The organism is Salmonella sp. SG203, from assembly GCF_013350575.1.
GTDB lineage: Bacteria > Pseudomonadota > Gammaproteobacteria > Enterobacterales > Enterobacteriaceae > Salmonella > Salmonella enterica.
This window is the reverse complement of the sequence record NZ_SNMT01000018.1, coordinates 1-19,775: the sequence shown is the minus strand read 5'-3', so window position 1 is coordinate 19,775 and position 19,775 is coordinate 1. Positions and strand designations below refer to the sequence as shown.

Annotated in this window: 18 protein-coding genes and 3 tRNA genes; 11 read left to right on the top strand and 10 right to left on the bottom strand. The window is 54.9% G+C overall.

All coding sequences use genetic code 11. From position 1 onward, the window contains the following. Positions 1-107: 107 nt before the first annotated feature. Complete coding sequence (gene hypF / locus HV477_RS20540; protein ID WP_079899047.1) at positions 108-2,348, top strand: carbamoyltransferase HypF; 2,241 nt, start codon at positions 108-110, stop codon at positions 2,346-2,348. A gap of 90 nt (positions 2,349-2,438) precedes the next feature. On the opposite strand, the gene norW is transcribed toward hypF, so the two are convergent. Then, entirely contained in the window at positions 2,439-3,572 is a 1,134-nt protein-coding gene (gene norW, locus HV477_RS20535) for an NADH:flavorubredoxin reductase NorW (protein ID WP_058107533.1), read from the bottom strand. After that, complete coding sequence (gene norV / locus HV477_RS20530; protein WP_058107534.1) at positions 3,569-5,008, bottom strand: anaerobic nitric oxide reductase flavorubredoxin; 1,440 nt, start codon at positions 5,006-5,008, stop codon at positions 3,569-3,571. Before norV ends, norW begins: the two co-directional genes overlap by 4 nt. Positions 5,009-5,193: 185 nt before the next feature. Here norV and norR point away from each other — a divergent pair, with 185 nt between their 5' ends. Further along, positions 5,194-6,714, top strand: coding sequence for a nitric oxide reductase transcriptional regulator NorR (norR, locus tag HV477_RS20525; RefSeq protein WP_079899033.1), 1,521 nt, complete (start codon positions 5,194-5,196; stop codon positions 6,712-6,714). On the opposite strand, the gene gutQ is transcribed toward norR, so the two are convergent. The 7 genes from gutQ to srlA form a co-directional block, all read right to left on the bottom strand. Beyond that, complete coding sequence (gene gutQ, locus HV477_RS20520; RefSeq protein ID WP_001278206.1) at positions 6,711-7,676, bottom strand: arabinose-5-phosphate isomerase GutQ; 966 nt, start codon at positions 7,674-7,676, stop codon at positions 6,711-6,713. The two genes, norR and gutQ, sit on opposite strands and share 4 nt — an antisense overlap. Further along, positions 7,669-8,442: a glucitol operon DNA-binding transcriptional repressor SrlR gene (srlR, locus tag HV477_RS20515; protein ID WP_000804536.1), complete on the bottom strand. Its 774-nt coding sequence runs from the start codon at positions 8,440-8,442 to the stop codon at positions 7,669-7,671. The genes gutQ and srlR overlap by 8 nt, the downstream gene beginning before the upstream one ends. A gap of 197 nt (positions 8,443-8,639) precedes the next feature. Beyond that, a complete protein-coding gene (gene gutM / locus HV477_RS20510) occupies positions 8,640-8,999 on the bottom strand; it encodes a transcriptional regulator GutM (RefSeq protein ID WP_000255198.1) in 360 nt (119 codons plus the stop codon). A 76-nt stretch (positions 9,000-9,075) separates the two neighbouring features. Next, positions 9,076-9,855 (bottom strand): sorbitol-6-phosphate dehydrogenase, encoded by a 780-nt coding sequence (gene srlD / locus HV477_RS20505; protein ID WP_001077372.1) that lies wholly within the window; start codon positions 9,853-9,855, stop codon positions 9,076-9,078. 11 nt (positions 9,856-9,866) lie between these two features. Beyond that, positions 9,867-10,229 carry a PTS glucitol/sorbitol transporter subunit IIA gene (gene srlB / locus HV477_RS20500; RefSeq protein ID WP_000111553.1) on the bottom strand — a complete coding sequence of 121 codons (363 nt, stop codon included), beginning with the start codon at positions 10,227-10,229 and terminating at the stop codon, positions 9,867-9,869. A gap of 11 nt (positions 10,230-10,240) precedes the next feature. Continuing rightward, positions 10,241-11,212: a PTS glucitol/sorbitol transporter subunit IIB gene (locus HV477_RS20495; RefSeq protein ID WP_000199039.1), complete on the bottom strand. Its 972-nt coding sequence runs from the start codon at positions 11,210-11,212 to the stop codon at positions 10,241-10,243. After that, complete coding sequence (gene srlA, locus HV477_RS20490; protein WP_000573335.1) at positions 11,209-11,772, bottom strand: PTS glucitol/sorbitol transporter subunit IIC; 564 nt, start codon at positions 11,770-11,772, stop codon at positions 11,209-11,211. Before srlA ends, HV477_RS20495 begins: the two co-directional genes overlap by 4 nt. A 253-nt stretch (positions 11,773-12,025) precedes the next feature. Between srlA and mltB the strand changes: the two genes are divergently transcribed. Further along, complete coding sequence (gene mltB / locus HV477_RS20485) at positions 12,026-13,105, top strand: lytic murein transglycosylase B (protein WP_000476822.1); 1,080 nt, start codon at positions 12,026-12,028, stop codon at positions 13,103-13,105. A 36-nt stretch (positions 13,106-13,141) separates the two neighbouring features. Here the strand turns inward: mltB and HV477_RS28520 are convergent, their stop codons facing one another. Then, a complete protein-coding gene (locus HV477_RS28520) occupies positions 13,142-13,387 on the bottom strand; it encodes a hypothetical protein (protein ID WP_001519391.1) in 246 nt (81 codons plus the stop codon). Positions 13,388-13,581: 194 nt separating this feature from the next. Here HV477_RS28520 and pncC point away from each other — a divergent pair, with 194 nt between their 5' ends. The 8 genes from pncC (at position 13,582) to HV477_RS20445 (ending at position 19,742) form a co-directional block, all read left to right on the top strand. Then, a complete protein-coding gene (gene pncC / locus HV477_RS20480) occupies positions 13,582-14,079 on the top strand; it encodes a nicotinamide-nucleotide amidase (protein WP_023257195.1) in 498 nt (165 codons plus the stop codon). An 84-nt stretch (positions 14,080-14,163) separates the two neighbouring features. Then, the gene (gene recA, locus HV477_RS20475) at positions 14,164-15,225 is read left to right on the top strand and encodes a recombinase RecA (RefSeq protein ID WP_000963150.1); all 1,062 of its coding nucleotides are present in this window, start codon (positions 14,164-14,166) and stop codon (positions 15,223-15,225) included. Between the two features lie 116 nt (positions 15,226-15,341). Then, positions 15,342-15,842 (top strand): recombination regulator RecX, encoded by a 501-nt coding sequence (recX, locus tag HV477_RS20470; protein ID WP_001294863.1) that lies wholly within the window; start codon positions 15,342-15,344, stop codon positions 15,840-15,842. 235 nt (positions 15,843-16,077) lie between these two features. Then, positions 16,078-18,708, top strand: a complete 2,631-nt coding sequence (gene alaS / locus HV477_RS20465; protein WP_000047224.1) for an alanine--tRNA ligase — start codon at positions 16,078-16,080, stop codon at positions 18,706-18,708. Between the two features lie 234 nt (positions 18,709-18,942). Further along, a complete protein-coding gene (gene csrA / locus HV477_RS20460) occupies positions 18,943-19,128 on the top strand; it encodes a carbon storage regulator CsrA (protein ID WP_000906486.1) in 186 nt (61 codons plus the stop codon). A 303-nt stretch (positions 19,129-19,431) separates the two neighbouring features. Continuing rightward, a tRNA-Ser gene (locus HV477_RS20455) sits at positions 19,432-19,524 on the top strand. 3 nt (positions 19,525-19,527) lie between these two features. Continuing rightward, a tRNA-Arg gene (locus HV477_RS20450) sits at positions 19,528-19,604 on the top strand. A gap of 61 nt (positions 19,605-19,665) precedes the next feature. Next, positions 19,666-19,742 (top strand) — tRNA-Arg (locus tag HV477_RS20445). The last annotated feature ends 33 nt before the right edge of the window (positions 19,743-19,775 follow it).

Below are 19,775 nucleotides of genomic sequence, written 5' to 3'. Positions count from 1 at the left end.
GCCGGATGGCGGCATCAATGCCTTATCCGGTCTACGGTCCGTGCGGTTGTAGGCCTGATAAGCGTCGCGCCATCAGGCATCCGGGTTCGATGATGCGGGAAAATAAGATGGCGATAGACACACCTTCCGGCGTACAGCTACGCATTCGGGGCAAAGTACAGGGCGTCGGTTTTCGTCCTTTTGTCTGGCAGCTGGCGCAGCAGTTGCGATTACACGGCGACGTGTGTAATGACGGCGACGGCGTCGTCGTTCGGCTGCTGGAAGAACCGTCGCAATTTATTGCCGCGCTCTATCAGGATTGCCCGCCGCTGGCGCGCATTGACAGCGTTGAACACGCGTCGTTGGTATGGGAGCGCGCGCCGACGGATTTCGCTATTCGTCAGAGCGCAGGCGGTGCGATGAACACGCAAATCGTGCCGGATGCGGCGACCTGTCCGGCATGTCTTGCTGAGATGAATACCCCAGGCGAGCGGCGCTACCGTTATCCTTTCATCAATTGCACCCACTGCGGACCACGCTTCACCATTATTCGCGCTATGCCCTATGACCGGCCATTTACGGTGATGGCGGCGTTTCCCTTGTGTCCGGAATGCGACAGCGAATACCGCGATCCGTACGATCGCCGTTTTCATGCCCAGCCCGTTGCCTGTCCGTCATGCGGGCCGCATCTTGAGTGGCGGAGCCAACATGAGCGAGCGGAAAAAGAGGCGGCTTTGCAGGCGGCGGTCGCCCAACTGAACGCCGGAGGCATTATTGCCGTTAAAGGGCTGGGTGGTTTTCATCTGGCCTGCGACGCGCGCAACGATGACGCAGTGGCGATGCTGCGGGCGCGTAAACATCGCCCGGCGAAACCATTGGCGGTGATGTTGCCCACGGCGCAAACGCTGCCGAGCGCGGCGCGTTCGCTGCTGACCACGCCAGCGGCCCCGATTGTGCTGGTGGATAAGCAGTATGTACCTTCGCTGAGTGAGGGCATCGCGCCAGGACTTACGGAAGTGGGTGTGATGCTGCCAGCCAACCCATTGCAACATCTCTTGTTGCAGGCGCTCAATTACCCGCTGGTGATGACATCCGGCAACCTGAGCGGCAAACCGCCCGCCATCACCAACGAACAGGCGCTGGACGATTTACACGATATTGCCGATGGTTTTCTGTTGCACAATCGCGACATTGTACAGCGCATGGACGACTCTGTCGTGCGCGACAGCGGCGAAATGCTGCGTCGTTCGCGGGGATACGTGCCGGACGCGATTGCGTTGCCGCCCGGATTTCGCGATGTGCCGCCGATACTTTGTCTGGGCGCGGATCTGAAAAACACGTTCTGTCTGGTACGCGGCGAACAGGCAGTTGTCAGCCAGCATTTAGGCGATCTCAGCGATGACGGTATCCAGGCGCAGTGGCGCGAGGCATTGCGTTTGATCCAGTCAATCTACGATTTTACCCCAGAGCGTATCGTCTGTGATGCGCATCCGGGCTATGTTTCCAGTCAGTGGGCCAGTGAGATGCGTCTGCCGACAGAGACGGTGTTACACCATCATGCCCATGCGGCGGCTTGCCTGGCCGAGCATGGTTGGCCGCTGGACGGTGGAGAGGTGATTGCCCTGACGGTAGACGGTATCGGCATGGGTGAGAATGGCGCGCTATGGGGCGGAGAATGTTTGCGGGTCAATTATCGCGAGTGCGAACATTTAGGCGGTTTACCCGCCGTGGCGCTGCCGGGAGGCGATCTGGCTGCCAAACATCCGTGGCGTAATCTGTTGGCGCAGTGCCTGCGCTTTGTGCCGGACTGGCAGGATTATCCGGAGACAGCGGGGCTGCAACAGCAAAACTGGAATGTCCTGGCGCGCGCCATTGAGCGCGGCGTCAATGCCCCATTGGCGTCTTCCTGCGGGCGGTTGTTTGACGCGGTGGCTGCCGCGCTTCGCTGCGCGCCAGCATCGCTTAGCTATGAGGGCGAGGCCGCCTGCGCGCTGGAGGCGCTGGCCTCTCAATGCGCTAACGTTGAGCATCCGGTAACGATGCCGCTTAACGGCGCTCAACTGGACGTCGCTGTTTTCTGGCGGCAATGGTTGAACTGGCAGGCCACGCCCGCGCAACGCGCCTGGGCTTTTCATGATGCGCTGGCGTGCGGGTTTGCCACGCTAATGCGCCAGCAGGCTACGGCGCGGGGGATAACCACTCTGGTCTTCAGCGGCGGGGTGATACACAACCGCTTACTTCGCGCGCGTCTTGCCTTTTATCTTTCTGATTTTAAATTGTTATTTCCGCAGCGGTTACCAGCGGGCGACGGCGGGCTGTCGTTTGGACAGGGCGTGATTGCCGCAGCGCGAGCGTTAAGTGAAGTGTAGGGTACCGTATGGCGGCTGCGCCTTATCCGGCCCAGATGCTCACTCGTAGGCCGGATAAGACGCGAAGCGGCGCCATCCGGCATCACAGGCTTATACCGACAACGTTTTCAGCAGTGCAAAGGCCTCTTTCATGCGGTCTTCACTCACCACAAAGGCGCGTAGTTGGCCTTCTCCGCTCATGCCTTTGGCAATCATACCGTCAGATTCTGCGGTAATATGCCAGCTCAAATCGCGGCGCTGAGTTTCTCCCGCCAGATGCAGCGGCAGTTCCGGCGTTTTGACTTTGACCAGCATCGCCGGTAGCTTCAGCGGCGCGTTGCCGCCGAGCAGATTTTTCGCCAGGTACATCGCGCTTAACTGGATCGGTTGCAGGAAGGGCAGCACCTGACCGTTGATCTCCGCGCAATCGCCGATCGCATAAATATCCGGGTGACTGGTCTGTAGATAGCTATCCACGCAGACGCCGCGGTTGACGGCTACTCCGGCGCGGCGCGCCAGAGCGGTTTCCGGGCGTAAGCCGGTGGCGGCAATCACCGCATCGACCTCAATACTATGCTGGCTTACCAGCGTAGCGCGGATACCGGCTTCGGTTTTCTCCAGTTTTTGCAACTGCGATTTCAGCAGCAGATGCACCCCCATATCGGTCAGGTGATGCTGTAAGCGACTGCTCACTTCCGGTGGCATCAGTGAGGCGAGAAGGCTGGCGGCGTTATCCATCAGCGTTACCGTTTTCCCGGCGCGGCAGAAATCCATCGCTAATTCACTGCCAATGAGACCGCCGCCGACAATCAGCACTCGCTGCGCGTCGCGCAGTTGTGTCTCACAGGCGCGGTACTCCTGCTGGCTATTCAAAGTAAGCATTAACTCACGTCCTGCAATCGGCGGCACAAAGGCTGTCGCTCCGGTCGCCAGTACCAGCTTGTCGTACTGCCACTGCTTATCCTGACTTTTCACCACATGGGCATCGGCATCAATGTCAGCAACCCAGGTATGCGGGAACAGTCGCAGATTAAACTGTTCAGCAAATTCCCCCGCTAACTGGCGGGTGAGATCATCGGCGCGCTGCGACTGGCTGATAACGTGGCTGAGATCGGGCTTGTTGTACTCATCCATGCTGTCCGCCGCAATCAGGGTTAACGGCACATGCGCATCTTGTTTACGAATATTTTTGACGAGCTGGCGGGCGGCGAAGCCCGACCCAATAATGATGATCCCCCGACTCATTTTGCCTCCGTCGCCAGTACGTCGAACACGTCTTTACCTAATGAACATTCCGGGCACAGGAAGTTATCCAGCACGTCGCTCCACGGCGTACCCGGCGCGACATCCTGCAACGGCTCGCCCAGCGCAGGGTCGTAAATCCACTGGCATACGCTGCATTGCATTTTGGGGCCGAGGTCTGCGGCGGCGCAGGTTGTGGTTTCTTCGACTGGCGCGGTTTTCTGTGTGGTTTCCGGCAGCGGAGCAAGCGCCCACTGACGCGCGATGTCGCGACCATGCTGACGGCACAACTCCAGCGCATCCAGATCCGGACGCCATTTCGCTTTCAGACTCAGGGACATTTCAAAACCGGCATCCTGTAAGCGCGTGGACAGTCGATCCACCGCGCCGCCGCTCCAGCCATGAGAACCGAAGGCGCTGGCGCGTTTGTTGCGAAAGCGCAGGCCGGTCATCTCTTCCACCAGACCAGCGATTTTCGGCATCATCACGTTGTTCATGGTAGAAGTGCCGACCAGCACGCCTTTCGAACGGAAGACGTTGGTCAATATTTCATTTTTATCGCTGCGGGCGACGTTAAAGATTTTGACCGCCACGTTGGGGTCCACTTCATTGATACCCTGTGCGATGGCATCCGCCATCATGCGAGTATTGTTCGACATGGTATCGTAGAAAATAGTGATACGATCTTCCTGATAATCTGCCGCCCATTTCAGATACAGTTCCACGATTTGCGTTGGGTTGTCGCGCCATACCACGCCGTGTGAGGTGGCAATCATATCCACCGGCAGGTTGAAGCCGAGGATTTCGGTAATTTTTGGCGTTACCAGACGGCTGAACGGCGTCAGGATATTGGCGTAGTAGCGCTGGCATTGTTCAAACAGTTCGGTTTGGTCCACTTCATCATTGAACAGGCGCTCGTCGCAGTAGTGCTGACCAAAGGCGTCGTTGCTGAATAACACCGCGTCGCCGGTCATATAGGTCATCATGCTGTCCGGCCAGTGCAGCATCGGCGTTTCCACGAAGATCAACTGCTTGCCGTTGCCGATATCCAGCGTATCGCCGGTTTTCACCACCTTAAAATTCCATTCCGGGTGATGGTGATGGCCGTTGATAGAGTCAATGGCGTTGGCGGTACAGTAGATAGGCGTGTCCGGGATCTGCGCCATCAGTTCGGTCAGCGCGCCTGCATGGTCTTCTTCGGCATGGTTAATGATGATGTAGTCGATATCCGCGAGGTCGATTTCACTGCGCAGATTTTGCACAAACTCACGGCTAAACTTATGATCGACGGTATCGATCAGCACATTCTTTTCTTCACGAATGAGATAGCTGTTATAGCTGCTGCCGCGCAGCGTTTTGTATTCGGTTCCGTGAAAATCACGTACTTCCCAGTCGCGCTGGCCAACCCAATGAATATTATTTTTAACCAGAATAGACATAACCACCTCAATTCATTCAACGTTTACAAAAAGTTGTTTTGCTTATTGCAGCTAGTGTGCCAACTTTTCATCTTATTGATTTGTATTGAGTTATATTTGTTTTGTGTTTTTGATGTAGTCAAAAAGACTATAAATGATGCTGTCAATATGACACTATAGGTTGTCAAAATGACAATGAGGTAACCATGAGTTTTTCCGTGGAGGTATTGGCGGGCATCGCCATTGAGTTACAACGCGGCATTGGGCATCAGGATCGTTTTCAGCGACTGATTACTACGCTGCGTCAGGTGCTGGCGTGCGACGCCTCGGCGCTGTTGCGTTATGAATCACGACAATTTATTCCACTGGCGATTGATGGCCTGGCGCAGGACGTCCTCGGCAGACGTTTTACCCTGGAAGGGCATCCGCGCCTGGAAGCCATCGCCCGCGCGGGGGACGTGGTGCGTTTTCCGGCCGATAGCGATTTACCCGATCCGTATGACGGGTTAATTCCCGGACAGGAAAGCCTGAAAGTCCACGCCTGTGTTGGTCTGCCGCTGTTTGCCGGACAGAACCTCATCGGTGCGCTGACCCTTGATGCTATGACGCCGGAGCAGTTCGAGGTATTTAGCGATGAAGAGCTGCGGCTTGTCGCCGCGCTGGCCGCCGGGGCATTGAGCAATGCGCTGTTAATTGAACAACTGGAAAGCCAGAACATACTGCCCGGGTCGTCAGGCGTGTTTGAACCGATAAAAGAGACGCACATGATCGGCCTGTCGCCGGCGATGACGCAGTTGAAAAAAGAGATCGAGATTGTGGCGGGCTCCGATCTTAACGTGCTGATCGGCGGTGAAACGGGGACTGGTAAAGAGCTGGTGGCGAAAGCCATTCACCAGGGCTCTCCCAGAGCGGTCAATCCGCTGGTCTATCTCAACTGCGCCGCGCTGCCGGAAAGCGTGGCGGAGAGCGAGTTGTTTGGTCATGTAAAAGGGGCTTTTACCGGGGCTATCAGTAATCGTAGCGGTAAGTTTGAAATGGCGGATAACGGCACGCTGTTTCTGGATGAGATTGGCGAACTGTCGCTGGCGCTACAGGCCAAGCTACTTCGCGTGTTGCAGTATGGCGATATTCAGCGCGTCGGCGACGATCGTAGCCTGCGCGTGGATGTGCGGGTGTTGGCGGCGACCAACCGTGACCTGCGTGAAGAGGTGCTGACGGGGCGTTTTCGCGCCGATCTGTTCCATCGCCTGAGCGTTTTCCCGCTCTTTGTGCCGCCGCTGCGCGAGCGCGGCGATGATGTGGTGCTGCTGGCGGGCTATTTTTGCGAGCAGTGCCGGCTGCGGCTGGGGCTGTCCCGCGTGGTACTGAGTCCCGGCGCACGTCGCCATTTACTCAACTATGGCTGGCCGGGCAATGTCCGGGAGCTGGAACATGCCATTCACCGTGCGGTTGTGCTGGCGAGAGCGACCCGGGCAGGGGATGAGGTGGTACTGGAGGAGCAGCATTTTGCCTTGTCAGAGGACGTTTTACCCGCGCCGTCTGCGGAAAGCTTTCTGGCGTTGCCGGCCTGCCGCAATTTGCGCGAATCGACGGAGAACTTCCAGCGAGAGATGATTCGCCAGGCGCTGGCGCAAAATAATCACAACTGGGCGGCCAGTGCGCGGGCGCTGGAAACCGACGTCGCCAACCTGCATCGGCTGGCGAAGCGTCTGGGACTGAAGGATTAGATAATCCCCGCCTGGTAGAAATCCTGCAGGTTAATGGCGCCGGTGAGTTTGCCGTTTTCATCGACCACCGGCGCGGCGGTAATTTTGCGTTTCATCAGGAGCTCTTTGGCGTCAATGGCGCGGCTTTGCGCCTGGAGCGTAATACCGTTGGGCGTCATGGCTTCGCTTACCGGCGTGGTGAGCGCGCCGCCGCCCACCAGCCAGCGACGCAGGTCGCCGTCGGTAAAGACGCCTTTCACAACATGTTGCTCATCGCAAACCGCCACCAGCCCCAGCCCGGTACGGCTAAGTTCCAGCATGGCATCCATCACGCTGGTGGCGAGCATTACCTGCGGTATTGCATCGCCCTGGCGCATCAGGTGATGCACATTATTGAGCAAACGCGCGCCCAGTGCGCCAGCCGGATGCGAACGGGCGAAATCTTCTTCGTTAAAACCGCGCGCCTGCATGACCGCCATCGCCAGCGCATCGCCCATCATCAGCGTATTGACGGTACTGGACGTCGGCGCCAGATGCATCGGGCAGGCTTCACGCTCGACGGAAATATCCAGAACGGCTTTTGCCGCTCGCCCCAGCGGAGAGTGAGGTTTACCGGTCATCGCCAGCAGCGCGACGGATTTATCTTCCAGACGCGGGATGATGAGGTCGAGTTCTTTTGCACCGCCGGAATAGGAGATAAATAACATCACGTCGCGGCTTTCAATCATCCCCAGATCGCCATGCAGTGCTTCCGCCGGATGAACAAAAAAAGCGGGAGTACCGGTACTGGCAAGCGTCGCGGCGATTTTTTTACCAATATGACCTGATTTACCAATACCGGAAACGATCACTTTGCCTTCACAGTGAATAATGATATTGGCGGCGCGGACAAAATCATCGCCCAGACGCTCCGGCAGACGGCTGGCTTCCTGTAGCTCCAGCATTAAGGTCTGACGGCCCGCGTTTAGTAGTGCATCACTCATTGCTTTCTCCGGTTATGATTACTTCAATCCCTTTTGCTTCCAGCGCCTGACGAAATGCCGGATCGATCCCCGCGTCCGTGATCAGTTTGTCGACGGTTTCCAGACTGCACACCACATTGGGGCTTTTACGACCAAATTTTGAGGAGTCCGCCATCAGAATCACCTCGCGTGCTGCATTGCACATTGCGTTACTGACGGTGTAAACCTCATTGAACGTGGTCACACCGACATTCAGGTCAATACCGTCAGTTCCCATGAATAGTTTATCAAAGCTGAATTGCTCAAAGGCGTTTTCCGCCAGTTGACCGTGAAACGACGCCGATTTTTTACGGAAGGTGCCGCCGGGCATCAGGATAGTTTGCTCGTTGTCCAGTTCCGATAGCGCGTTAACAATATGGAGGCTGTTGGTCATCACCGTGATGTTGCTAAAACGCGAAAGCAACGGCACCATCTGTAACACGGTACTTCCGGCGTCCAGAATAATGGAATCGCCATCATGGATATATTTCACAGCGGCTGCGGCTATCAGCGCTTTTTTGTGGGTGTTGATAAGCGTTTTGTGATCAATAGGCGGATCGGACTCTTCTTTATTCAACACCACGCCGCCATAGGTGCGGATGACGGTTCCGGCATTTTCCAGAATGACCAGATCTTTACGGATAGTGGTGCCTGTCGTGTCAAAGTACTGGGCCAGTTCTTCAACCGAGCATTTTCCCTGTTTTTGCAGGTGCTCCAGAATCGCGGCCTGACGCTGACGAGGTTTCATAGGCGTGATTACCCTGACTTATGTATTTACCCGTCATACTTCACGCTGCATGTGCGTTGGCTTTCCTCGCTTACCCCGGTCACGTACTGATGTACGCTCCTGGGATTCACTGCGTCGCCGCCTTCCTGCAACTCGAATTATTTAGGGTATTGGTTGCAAAATGATAATTTCGCAAGCTATACGCATTCACAACGAAATTACCCATGTTTCAGTTTAAGCGCCAATGATAGTGCATTCTGCGCGAGCGAATCATGGGGAAAGATCACATCAGGCTGTAATTCATGCAAATGTTTTCCTTGCATTGCGGCAATTTTAACCGGTCTGGCGAATACCGTAAGGCCTTTCATCAATAAAGTGTCCGTCACCCGCTGCTGTTCGTCCAGCGCCACGGCAACCACCACCCGGGGCTTAAAACGCCCGCCGGAGCGCCCGACGCCGACCCGCCCCTGTTGGCTAAGTTTATCGAAGGCCCGATTAAAGCGGGAAATCTGCCAGCCGCCCAGCGCCAGCTGCGCACACCAGGCGATAACGGCGACGGTAATCAGAGTGGAAACCATAATGTGCTCCTGTTGTTTTGCCTGATGGCGGCGTAACCGTCTTATCCGGCTTACGGCGCCATCCGGCAATTCACGGTCAGAACATCACTTGACCGCCGGTTACGTTGATCGACTGCCCGGTGCAATAAGACGCTTTCGGGCTGGCATAAAATAGCAGCATGTTCAGCACATCCTGATAATCACACCCGCGTTTGAGCGGTACCTTATCAATGTAATACTGCTCCACCTCGTCGGGCTTAATGCCCAGTTTAGTGGCGTATTGCGGCAGCAGTGACTGGAACATCGGCGATTTCAACAGGTTGCCGAGCATCAACGAGTGTACGGTAATGCCGTATTCCGCCAGATCCAGCGCCAGAGACTGGGTTAACCCCACGCCGCCGAATTTCGCCGCGCTGTAGCCGGAGTTGTGTTTACTGCCCACTTTGCCGGATTTAGAGTTAATCTGAATAATGCGCCCCTGAATGCCGTCGCGGATCATCAGGCGGGAAAACTCACGGGCGCAGAGGAAATAGCCCACCAGATTCACCTGTAGCGAGCGGTCAAAATCGCCCAACTGGAAATCGCTGATAAACGCCGCTTTGGCGATACCCGCGCTGTAAACCAGCAGATCGACGCGCCCGAAAATCTCGTCTACGCCGCGGGAAAGCGCCAGCACGCTCTGCTCGCTGGTGGCGTCGGCGCCAAAACCGTAGGCCATACCTTCGCCAAAATCGGCGTTAATTTCCTGGGCGACATTCGCGGCTTTATCGCTTTGAATATCAACGACCGCCACGCGGTATCCTTCTTCTGCAAGCCCACGGCAAAGGAATGCCCCCAGGGTCTGGCCTCCGCCAATGACAACGGCAACTTGATTCATGTTTTTTCTCCTTAAGCGACAAACGTCAAAATACAGCCCGGCGCGATATCGTCCGGTACAGGCCCCGCAACGTGTACGGTGCCGGGAAATTCTGCTTCGCGCAGACCATCGAAGCGCAAAGTGATATGCCCCAGTTCACGCAGGTTTTGCTCGGCTACGCTGCCGACCGCCGTGACCGGATAGCAATGTTGGCCCAGTTCACACCGCGCGCCAGGCTGCAGCGCGCCGGTCAGTTCGCCATGACAATGGATGAAGCAAAATTCTTCGATATCCGCCGGCGCGCCTTCCCGAAACGTAATCAGCATCTGTTCGCCGAGCGCCTCCTTCGCGCTCTGGCCGATACGGGTGATGGTGGTTTGATAAATCACGCTCATGTCTGAACCTCTTATTGATAGATAAAGCCGGAAACAAACCAGGCGATAAGTACCGTGGGCGCGCCAGTCAGGAAGCGTCCGACCAGCACGGAAGGTACGCCGACGCGAACGGTGTCTTGTTTCGCTTCCGCCAGTGACAGGCCGACCGGGATAAAGTCGCAGGCCGCCTGCGCGTTAATCGCGAACAGGGCGGGAAGCGCCAGATGCGGGGGGATATTGCCCAGGCCTATCTGAACGCCGATCAGGACGCCAATGACCTGAGCGATAACCGCGCCAGGGCCGAGAAAGGGCGACAGCAGCGGGAAAGAGCAGATCAATGCCAGCGTCACCAGCCCCAGTGGATGGCTGGCTAATGGCGCCAGGCCGTGGGCGATCCAGTCGCCAAGACCTGAGGCCATAATGATGCCGATCAGCGCCGAAACGAACGCCATAAACGGCAGGATTGTTTTCAGGACCGTATCAATGGTGTCGCGACCGGACTGGAACAGTACCGCCACGGCGGAGCCCATTCCCATACCGACTTTTGCCAGCAGCCCGTCGCTCTGCTCGGTGATTTTTTTGCTGGTGTCGTAGTCACGTCCTAATGTCGTTTTGGCAGGCTGGGGACTGGCAGGCGTTTCGCCGACAAGAGTAATGTTTTCTTCTTTTACGCCGGAGACATAAATATCCTCAACAATATACTGCGCCAGTGGGCCGGACTTACCCGTCGAGTGAATATTAATGGTTGGAATCCGGCGTTTCGGATAGATACCGCAGCGCAGCGTACCGCCGCAGTCGATAATGGCCGCGCCGATTTCCGCTTCCGGCGGTTCGCCTTCTTTAAAGCCGTCCACCGCTTGCCAGCCTGTTAGTTGCGCCAGTTTGTCGACGATCGCCGGGCGCGTACCGGCTGTGATATAGACGATCTTTTTGCCTGGCGTAACGTCCAGTTCAAGCGGGCCGCCCCAGCCGCCGGCGCCTTTCTCAATACGAACCCGTGTCATGATACCGCTCCTGTCAGATGAACTTTCTGCTCAAGTTGAATCCCCATTTTTTTCTCAAAAATAGCGGTGGTGAGATCGGTGACCCAACCGCGGAAGAAGTTCGTCACCAGACCTACCAGCAGATAGCTCACCGCGAGCGGGCCGAGAGGAAGCCCTAACGTGGTGAGTCCGCTGGCGATACCCAGATAAACAAACAGTTCGCCGGGATTGATATGCGGAAACAGACCGTTCATGGAGTGACAGCTATAGGAGGCCGCCGCGTAATAGCTCGGCTTGTACTTCTCCGGCATAAAGCGTCCCAGGCTCAGGGTCATCGGATTACAAAAAACAAATGTCCCGATAAACGGTAAAAGCAGGTAGCGGGATAGCGGATTTCCGGCGCAGCGTTGGGCAAAACGCTCAATACGCTGCTGGCCGATAAAATTGATGAGCGCATTCATGATAACCAGCAGGCTTATCAGTAGCGGAAGAATACCTGTCACCATACCGGTAAACACCTCACCGCCTTTCTGGAATAACCCGATGAACCACTCCGCACCATGTGTAATGGTTTCGATCATTGTTCTCTCCTGTAGGGTTTTTAGTTTTCTTGCTAACTTCCTGCTCATTGTAATCATGTTGAAAGATATAAAAGTGTTATTGTGATCGCAAAATAAAAGAAAAATATTTTAAATTGAAAGATTGAGGGAGTGGAGGAGCAGATACAAACTGGAGAGAGGGGAAAGGTGATTTATTCTCTTGTGCCGCTTCCTTGTGCGGCGGGGGATGCTTTACCATACTTCTCCCTGGCTGAATTTGTTTAATGGATGTCTCATGTTCAAGCGTCGTTATGTAGCGTTACTTCCACTTTGCGTATTGCTTGCTGCCTGTAGCAGCACGCCAAAATCTTCCGAGACTCAAGCGACGACGGGCACGCCTTCCGGCGGCTTCCTGCTTGAGCCGCAGCATAACGTCATGCAAATGGGCGGCGACTTCGCCAACAACCCTAATGCGCAGCAGTTCATTGATAAAATGGTCAGTAAACACGGTTTCGACCGTCAGCAGTTGCAAGAGATCCTCTCGCAGTCTAAAAGACTGGATTACGTTCTGCGTCTGATGGACAGACAAGCGCCGACCACTCAGCCGCCCGCCGGACCAAATGGCGCCTGGTTGCGCTACCGCAAACAATTTATTACGCCGGATAATGTGCAAAACGGCGTCGCGTTCTGGAATCAGTATGAAGACGCGCTGAACCGCGCCTGGCAGGTATACGGTGTACCGCCGGAAATCATCGTGGGGATTATCGGCGTGGAAACCCGCTGGGGACGTATCATGGGGAAAACGCGGATTCTGGACGCGCTGGCGACGCTGTCATTTAACTATCCGCGCCGGGCGGAATATTTCTCCGGCGAGCTGGAAACCTTCCTGCTCATGGCGCGCGATGAGCAAGACGATCCGCTCAATCTGAAAGGTTCCTTTGCCGGCGCGATGGGCTACGGCCAGTTTATGCCATCTTCCTATAAAGAATATGCGGTCGATTTCAATGGCGATGGGCACATTAACTTGTGGGATCCGGTAGATGCCATCGGCAGTGTAGCGAACTACTTCAAGGCGCATGGTTGGGTGAAAGGCGATACGGTTGCGGTGCCGGCGAATGGTCAGGCGCCGGGACTGGCGAATGGTTTCAAAACAAAATACAGCCTCTCTCAGCTTGCCGCCGCAGGCTTAACGCCGCAGCAATCGTTGGGCAATCATCAGGAAGCCAGCCTGCTGCGTCTGGATATCGGTACGGGCTACCAGTACTGGTACGGCCTGCCGAACTTCTACACAATTACCCGATATAACCACAGCACACATTATGCGATGGCGGTTTGGCAACTGGGCCAGGCGGTAGCGCTGGCGCGGGTGCGCTAATTTACGCTTAGGGAGGGGAGCCCCCCTCCGCTATTATTATGGCTTTTTGGGCTGATTCTCTGCCTGCAAGTGGGATATCTTCTTTGATAGTGCCAGACTATATCCCAGACATCCCAGGCCTAAGATAATTTGACCGCCGTCATACGGTTCAAAATAGCCTGACGACAATATATTCAGTACTCCCATTCCTAATGAACATACTCCACCCACAATTAACCACAGCCGTAGTTGACAGGTTTGTTTCAGTTTGTGCTGTGTGCTTTCCGTTTTTTTGAGTGACATCCTTGCTTTCTCTCCGTACGTGTAAATTTAGCGACATGGAACTGCTATTTAGTCATGTGCTACCTCTTTCATTCTGCATAAATAACCTGCTGGCATTTTTTCGGAATCCGACTCGTAAAATCGACAGCTCGTCCCCATCTCTGGTGAGAAAGTGCTATCTTGTGCGGCAGGATTTCTAACTGACAGAGGTCATGATGACTGACAGTGAACTGATGCGGCTTAGCGAACAGGTCGGGCTGGCGTTAAAAGCTCGCGGGGCGACCGTAACGACAGCGGAGTCCTGTACCGGCGGCTGGCTGGCGAAAGCCATTACCGACATCGCCGGAAGTTCCGCCTGGTTTGAACGCGGCTTTGTCACCTATAGTAATGAAGCCAAAGCGCAGATGATTGGCGTGTGTGAAGAGACTCTGGCGCAGCATGGCGCGGTCAGCGAACCCGTAGTGGTCGAAATGGCGATCGGGGCGCTGAAGGCCGCCCGCGCCGATTTTGCTGTCGCTATTAGCGGGATTGCCGGGCCGGATGGCGGCAGTGAAGAAAAGCCGGTTGGTACGGTGTGGTTTGCTTTCGCCAGCGTCAGCGGAGAAGGGATTACGCGTCGGGAATGCTTCAGCGGCGACCGTGAATCGGTGCGTCGACAGGCGACGACGTACGCGCTACAAACCCTGTGGCAACAATTTCTACAAAACACTTGATACTGTATGAGCATACAGTATAATTGCTTCAACAGTACGAATTCACTATCCGGTTCAATACCAAGTTGCATGACAGGAGTAATAATGGCTATCGACGAAAACAAACAGAAAGCGTTGGCGGCAGCACTGGGCCAAATTGAAAAGCAATTTGGTAAAGGCTCCATCATGCGTCTGGGTGAAGACCGTTCTATGGATGTGGAAACTATCTCCACCGGTTCGCTTTCACTGGACATCGCACTCGGTGCGGGCGGTCTGCCGATGGGGCGTATCGTCGAAATTTACGGGCCGGAATCTTCCGGTAAAACGACCCTGACGCTGCAGGTGATTGCCGCTGCGCAGCGTGAAGGTAAAACCTGTGCGTTTATCGATGCGGAACACGCGCTTGACCCTGTTTACGCACGCAAGCTGGGCGTCGATATCGATAACCTGCTCTGCTCTCAGCCGGATACCGGCGAGCAGGCGCTGGAAATCTGTGACGCGCTGGCGCGTTCAGGCGCGGTGGACGTCATTGTGGTCGACTCCGTAGCGGCGCTAACGCCGAAAGCGGAAATCGAAGGCGAAATTGGCGACTCTCACATGGGCCTCGCGGCGCGTATGATGAGCCAGGCGATGCGTAAGCTGGCGGGGAACCTGAAACAGTCCAACACGCTGTTGATTTTCATCAACCAGATCCGTATGAAGATTGGCGTGATGTTCGGTAACCCGGAAACCACCACCGGCGGTAACGCGCTGAAATTCTACGCCTCTGTTCGTCTTGATATCCGTCGTATTGGCGCGGTGAAAGAGGGCGATAATGTCGTGGGTAGCGAAACGCGTGTGAAAGTGGTGAAAAACAAAATCGCCGCGCCGTTTAAGCAGGCCGAGTTCCAGATCCTCTACGGCGAAGGCATCAACTTCTATGGCGAACTGGTTGACCTGGGCGTGAAAGAGAAGCTGATCGAGAAAGCGGGCGCATGGTACAGCTACAACGGCGAGAAGATTGGCCAGGGGAAAGCGAACGCGACTACCTGGCTGAAAGAGAACCCGGCGACAGCGAAAGAGATCGAGAAAAGGGTTCGTGAATTACTGTTGAGTAATCAGAATGCCACGCCCGATTTCGCCGTTGACGATAGCGAAGGCGTTGCAGAAACCAACGAAGATTTTTAATCATCAGGTGATTGTGGGTCGGGCAAAACGAAGCCGCCATTCAGCAAAACGTTAAATTACCATCAAGGGCTGCATTTATGCGGCCCTTTTGGCATTTCTCCCTGTTAAGGTTTTTTATGAGTGAACCCACATCGCGCCGTCCCGCTTATGCTCGTCTCCTTGATCGTGCGGTACGTATTCTTGCTGTCCGCGATCACAGCGAGCAGGAATTACGGCGTAAACTCTCCGCGCCGGTGATGGGCAAAAATGGGCCGGAAGAGATTGATGCGACGGCAGACGATTATGAACGCGTGATCGCCTGGTGCCACGAACATCACTATCTTGATGACGAGCGTTTCGTGATGCGCTTTATCGCCAGTCGTAGCCGCAAAGGCTATGGCCCGGCGCGTATTCGCCAGGAGTTGAATCAGAAAGGCATTTCCCGTGAATCGACTGAAAAAGCGATGCGAGAATGTGAAATTGACTGGAGTGAAATGGCACGTGAACAGGCCGTTCGCAAATATGGCGAGCCGCTCCCTTCAAACTTTTCAGAAAAGGTTAAGGTACAGCGCTTTTTGCTCTATCGCGGGTATCTGATGGACGATATCCAGCAAATATGGCGAAATTTTGCAGATTGAGCGCATACGGGATTTTACTTCCCGGTAAAGAAAACTTATCTTATTCCCACTTTTTCCGTCTGGACGCGGGTTGCTTAACGGCGAACAGCGTCTGCGACGAATATTCCTTAAATACACAAAATCATTCAAGCCGCATCAAAGCGGCAAGTGAGCCTCGGGAACGCGTGACCGGGAAACTCGCAGCCAACGCAGAGGCGGCCTGAAGGATGAAGTGTAGCTTGATTTCAGGATAATTATGAGCAAGAGCACCGCTGAGATCCGTCAGGCGTTTCTCGACTTTTTCCATAGTAAAGGGCATCAGGTAGTTGCCAGCAGTTCCCTGGTGCCTAACAATGACCCCACTCTGTTGTTTACCAATGCCGGGATGAACCAGTTCAAGGATGTTTTCCTTGGGCTCGATAAACGTAATTATTCCCGTGCAACCACTTCCCAGCGTTGCGTACGCGCGGGGGGGAAACACAACGATCTGGAAAACGTCGGATACACTGCACGTCACCATACTTTCTTCGAAATGCTGGGCAACTTCAGCTTCGGCGATTACTTCAAACACGACGCCATTCAGTTCGCATGGGAATTACTGACCGGTGAAAACTGGTTTGCTCTGCCAAAAGAGCGCTTATGGGTCACCGTCTATGAAACCGACGACGAAGCCTATGAGATCTGGGAAAAAGAAGTCGGCATCCCGCGCGAGCGTATCATCCGTATCGGCGACAATAAAGGCGCGCCATACGCATCGGATAACTTCTGGCAGATGGGCGATACCGGTCCCTGCGGTCCGTGCACCGAAATCTTCTACGATCATGGCGACCACATCTGGGGCGGCCCTCCGGGAAGCCCGGAAGAAGACGGCGATCGCTATATTGAGATCTGGAACATCGTCTTTATGCAGTTCAACCGTCAGGCTGACGGGACGATGGAACCATTGCCGAAACCGTCTGTAGATACCGGTATGGGGCTGGAGCGTATTGCCGCGGTACTGCAACACGTTAACTCTAACTATGACATCGACCTGTTCCGCACGTTGATTGAAGCGGTAGCGAAAGTCACCGGCGCCACCGATCTGGGTAATAAATCGCTGCGCGTTATCGCCGACCACATCCGTTCTTGCGCATTCCTGGTTGCCGATGGCGTGCTGCCGTCGAATGAAAACCGTGGCTATGTGCTGCGTCGCATTATTCGTCGCGCGGTTCGTCACGGCAACATGCTGGGCGCGAAAGAGACCTTCTTCTACAAGCTGGTTGGGCCGCTGATTGAGGTAATGGGCTCCGCAGGCGAAGAGTTGAAACGTCAGCAGGCGCAGGTCGAGCAGGTTCTGAAAACGGAAGAAGAGCAGTTCGCCCGTACGCTGGAGCGCGGTCTGGCGCTGCTGGATGAAGAACTGGCGAAATTGCAGGGCGACACCCTGGATGGCGAAACCGCTTTCCGTCTGTATGATACTTATGGTTTCCCGGTCGATCTAACGGCGGACGTCTGCCGTGAGCGCAACATCAAAGTCGATGAAGCCGGTTTTGAAGCCGCTATGGAAGAGCAACGCCGTCGCGCGCGCGAAGCTAGCGGTTTTGGCGCGGACTACAACGCGATGATCCGCGTTGATAGCGCTTCTGAATTTAAAGGTTATGACCATCTGGAACTGAACGGCAAAGTGACCGCGCTGTTTGTCGATGGTAAAGCGGTTGAAGCGATTAACGCGGGACAGGAAGCGGTTGTCGTGCTGGATCAGACCCCATTCTATGCGGAATCAGGCGGTCAGGTTGGCGATAAAGGCGAGCTGAAAGGCGCTGGATTTACTTTCGCTGTGGACGACACGCAAAAATATGGTCAGGCGATTGGTCACCTCGGCAAATTGTCTGCGGGCGCTCTGAAAGTGGGCGATGCGGTACAGGCTGACGTAGATGAAGCGCGCCGCGCGCGTATCCGTTTGAACCACTCCGCCACGCACCTGATGCACGCGGCGTTGCGCCAGGTGCTTGGGACACACGTTGCGCAGAAAGGTTCGCTGGTTAGCGATAAAGTGCTGCGCTTCGACTTCTCGCACAATGAAGCGATGAAGCCGTCGGAGATTCGTGAGGTTGAAGATTTGGTGAATGCGCAAATTCGCCGCAACCTGCCGATTGAAACGAACATCATGGATCTCGACGCGGCGAAGGCGAAAGGGGCCATGGCGCTGTTTGGCGAGAAATACGACGAACGTGTACGCGTTCTGAGCATGGGCGATTTCTCTACCGAACTGTGCGGCGGTACTCACGCCAGTCGTACCGGTGATATCGGTCTATTCCGTATTATCTCTGAGTCCGGCACCGCAGCGGGCATTCGTCGTATTGAGGCGGTAACCGGTGAAGGCGCTATGGCCACCGTTCATGCGCAAAGCGATCGCTTAAACGATATTGCGCATCTGCTGAAGGGCGACAGCCAGAATCTGGGCGACAAAGTGCGTGCCGTGCTGGAACGTACGCGTCAGCTGGAAAAAGAGTTGCAGCAGTTGAAGGACCAGGCCGCAGCGCAGGAGAGTGCAAATCTTTCCAGTAAAGCGGTTGATCTCAACGGCGTGAAGCTCCTGGTCAGCGAGCTTGCTGGTATTGAGCCGAAAATGCTGCGAACCATGGTTGATGATCTGAAAAATCAACTGGGGTCTACCGTTATCGTACTGGCAACGGTTGTTGAAGGTAAGGTTTCTCTGATTGCGGGCGTGTCGAAGGATGTGACCGACCGGGTTAAAGCAGGGGAATTGATTGGTATGGTCGCTCAGCAGGTGGGCGGTAAGGGTGGCGGTCGTCCGGACATGGCGCAAGCCGGTGGTACGGATGCGGCAGCTCTGCCTGCAGCGTTAGCCAGTGTACAAGGCTGGGTCAGCGCAAAATTGCAATAATTATAAGCGTTCGTTGGCGCCGCAGCCCATGCTGCGGCGTTTACGTCAACGCTATCGACAACGATAAAGTCAGGTTGAAGTTTTGTATATCGGCTAAACTTAGGTTTAACAGAATGTAATGCCATGACTGCTTACACCTAAGGTGTTTGTCATCGCTTACTTTTTGGCGTTATATGATGGATAATGCCGGGATACAGAGAGACCCGACTCTTTTAATCTTTCAAGGAGCAAAGAATGCTGATTCTGACTCGTCGAGTTGGTGAGACCCTCATGATTGGCGATGAGGTCACCGTGACAGTTTTAGGGGTGAAGGGCAACCAGGTGCGTATTGGCGTGAACGCCCCGAAAGAAGTTTCTGTCCATCGTGAAGAGATCTACCAGCGTATCCAGGCTGAAAAATCCCAGCAGTCCAGTTACTAAGGTTTTCGCGTCTCACTTTTCGGGTGAGACGCAGCCTCTCTTCTCGCTCGCCCGCGTTGTCCCTTCATGACTTTTTTCAACCTCACTGTTGATATGGTGCGCTTTTGGCGGCCAGCGTGTCATCAAATTATCTGTTGATAAAACACTCTTTTTGGCTTTTTTACAGACTAATTGAGCGTGAAGTGTGCAAACGATAAAAGCTCTGGAAAAATTGTTTGACTTATAAGTCCCAGAAAGTAATATGTGCGCCACGCAGCGACGATGAGCAGAACAAGTTCTTCGAAGCACTCGTAAGAGGCGTGTGGTGAGGTGGCCGAGAGGCTGAAGGCGCTCCCCTGCTAAGGGAGTATGCGGTCAAAAGCTGCATCCGGGGTTCGAATCCCCGCCTCACCGCCATTTGCATCCGTAGCTCAGCTGGATAGAGTACTCGGCTACGAACCGAGCGGTCGGAGGTTCGAATCCTCCCGGATGCACCATCTCTTACTTGATACGGCTTTCCCGCGGTATCAAAATCTGCAGTAAAGTAAGTTTCCCGATGCATCCGTAGCTCAGCTGGATAGAGTACTCGGCTACGAACCGAGCGGTCGGAGGTTCGAATCCTCCCGGATGCACCATCTCTTACTTGATACGGCTTTCACCGCGGTATC

Bases quoted from the DNA above. Each gene is read 5' to 3' on its own strand.
- hypF (WP_079899047.1), top strand. From the start codon at position 108: ATGGCGATAGACACACCTTCCGGCGTACAGCTACGCATTCGGGGCAAA.
- norW (WP_058107533.1), bottom strand. From the start codon at position 3,572: ATGAGTCGGGGGATCATCATTATTGGGTCGGGCTTCGCCGCCCGCCAG.
- norV (WP_058107534.1), bottom strand. From the start codon at position 5,008: ATGTCTATTCTGGTTAAAAATAATATTCATTGGGTTGGCCAGCGCGAC.
- norR (WP_079899033.1), top strand. From the start codon at position 5,194: ATGAGTTTTTCCGTGGAGGTATTGGCGGGCATCGCCATTGAGTTACAA.
- gutQ (WP_001278206.1), bottom strand. From the start codon at position 7,676: ATGAGTGATGCACTACTAAACGCGGGCCGTCAGACCTTAATGCTGGAG.
- srlR (WP_000804536.1), bottom strand. From the start codon at position 8,442: ATGAAACCTCGTCAGCGTCAGGCCGCGATTCTGGAGCACCTGCAAAAA.
- gutM (WP_000255198.1), bottom strand. From the start codon at position 8,999: ATGGTTTCCACTCTGATTACCGTCGCCGTTATCGCCTGGTGTGCGCAG.
- srlD (WP_001077372.1), bottom strand. From the start codon at position 9,855: ATGAATCAAGTTGCCGTTGTCATTGGCGGAGGCCAGACCCTGGGGGCA.
- srlB (WP_000111553.1), bottom strand. From the start codon at position 10,229: ATGAGCGTGATTTATCAAACCACCATCACCCGTATCGGCCAGAGCGCG.
- HV477_RS20495 (WP_000199039.1), bottom strand. From the start codon at position 11,212: ATGACACGGGTTCGTATTGAGAAAGGCGCCGGCGGCTGGGGCGGCCCG.
- srlA (WP_000573335.1), bottom strand. From the start codon at position 11,772: ATGATCGAAACCATTACACATGGTGCGGAGTGGTTCATCGGGTTATTC.
- mltB (WP_000476822.1), top strand. From the start codon at position 12,026: ATGTTCAAGCGTCGTTATGTAGCGTTACTTCCACTTTGCGTATTGCTT.
- HV477_RS28520 (WP_001519391.1), bottom strand. From the start codon at position 13,387: ATGTCACTCAAAAAAACGGAAAGCACACAGCACAAACTGAAACAAACC.
- pncC (WP_023257195.1), top strand. From the start codon at position 13,582: ATGACTGACAGTGAACTGATGCGGCTTAGCGAACAGGTCGGGCTGGCG.
- recA (WP_000963150.1), top strand. From the start codon at position 14,164: ATGGCTATCGACGAAAACAAACAGAAAGCGTTGGCGGCAGCACTGGGC.
- recX (WP_001294863.1), top strand. From the start codon at position 15,342: ATGAGTGAACCCACATCGCGCCGTCCCGCTTATGCTCGTCTCCTTGAT.
- alaS (WP_000047224.1), top strand. From the start codon at position 16,078: ATGAGCAAGAGCACCGCTGAGATCCGTCAGGCGTTTCTCGACTTTTTC.
- csrA (WP_000906486.1), top strand. From the start codon at position 18,943: ATGCTGATTCTGACTCGTCGAGTTGGTGAGACCCTCATGATTGGCGAT.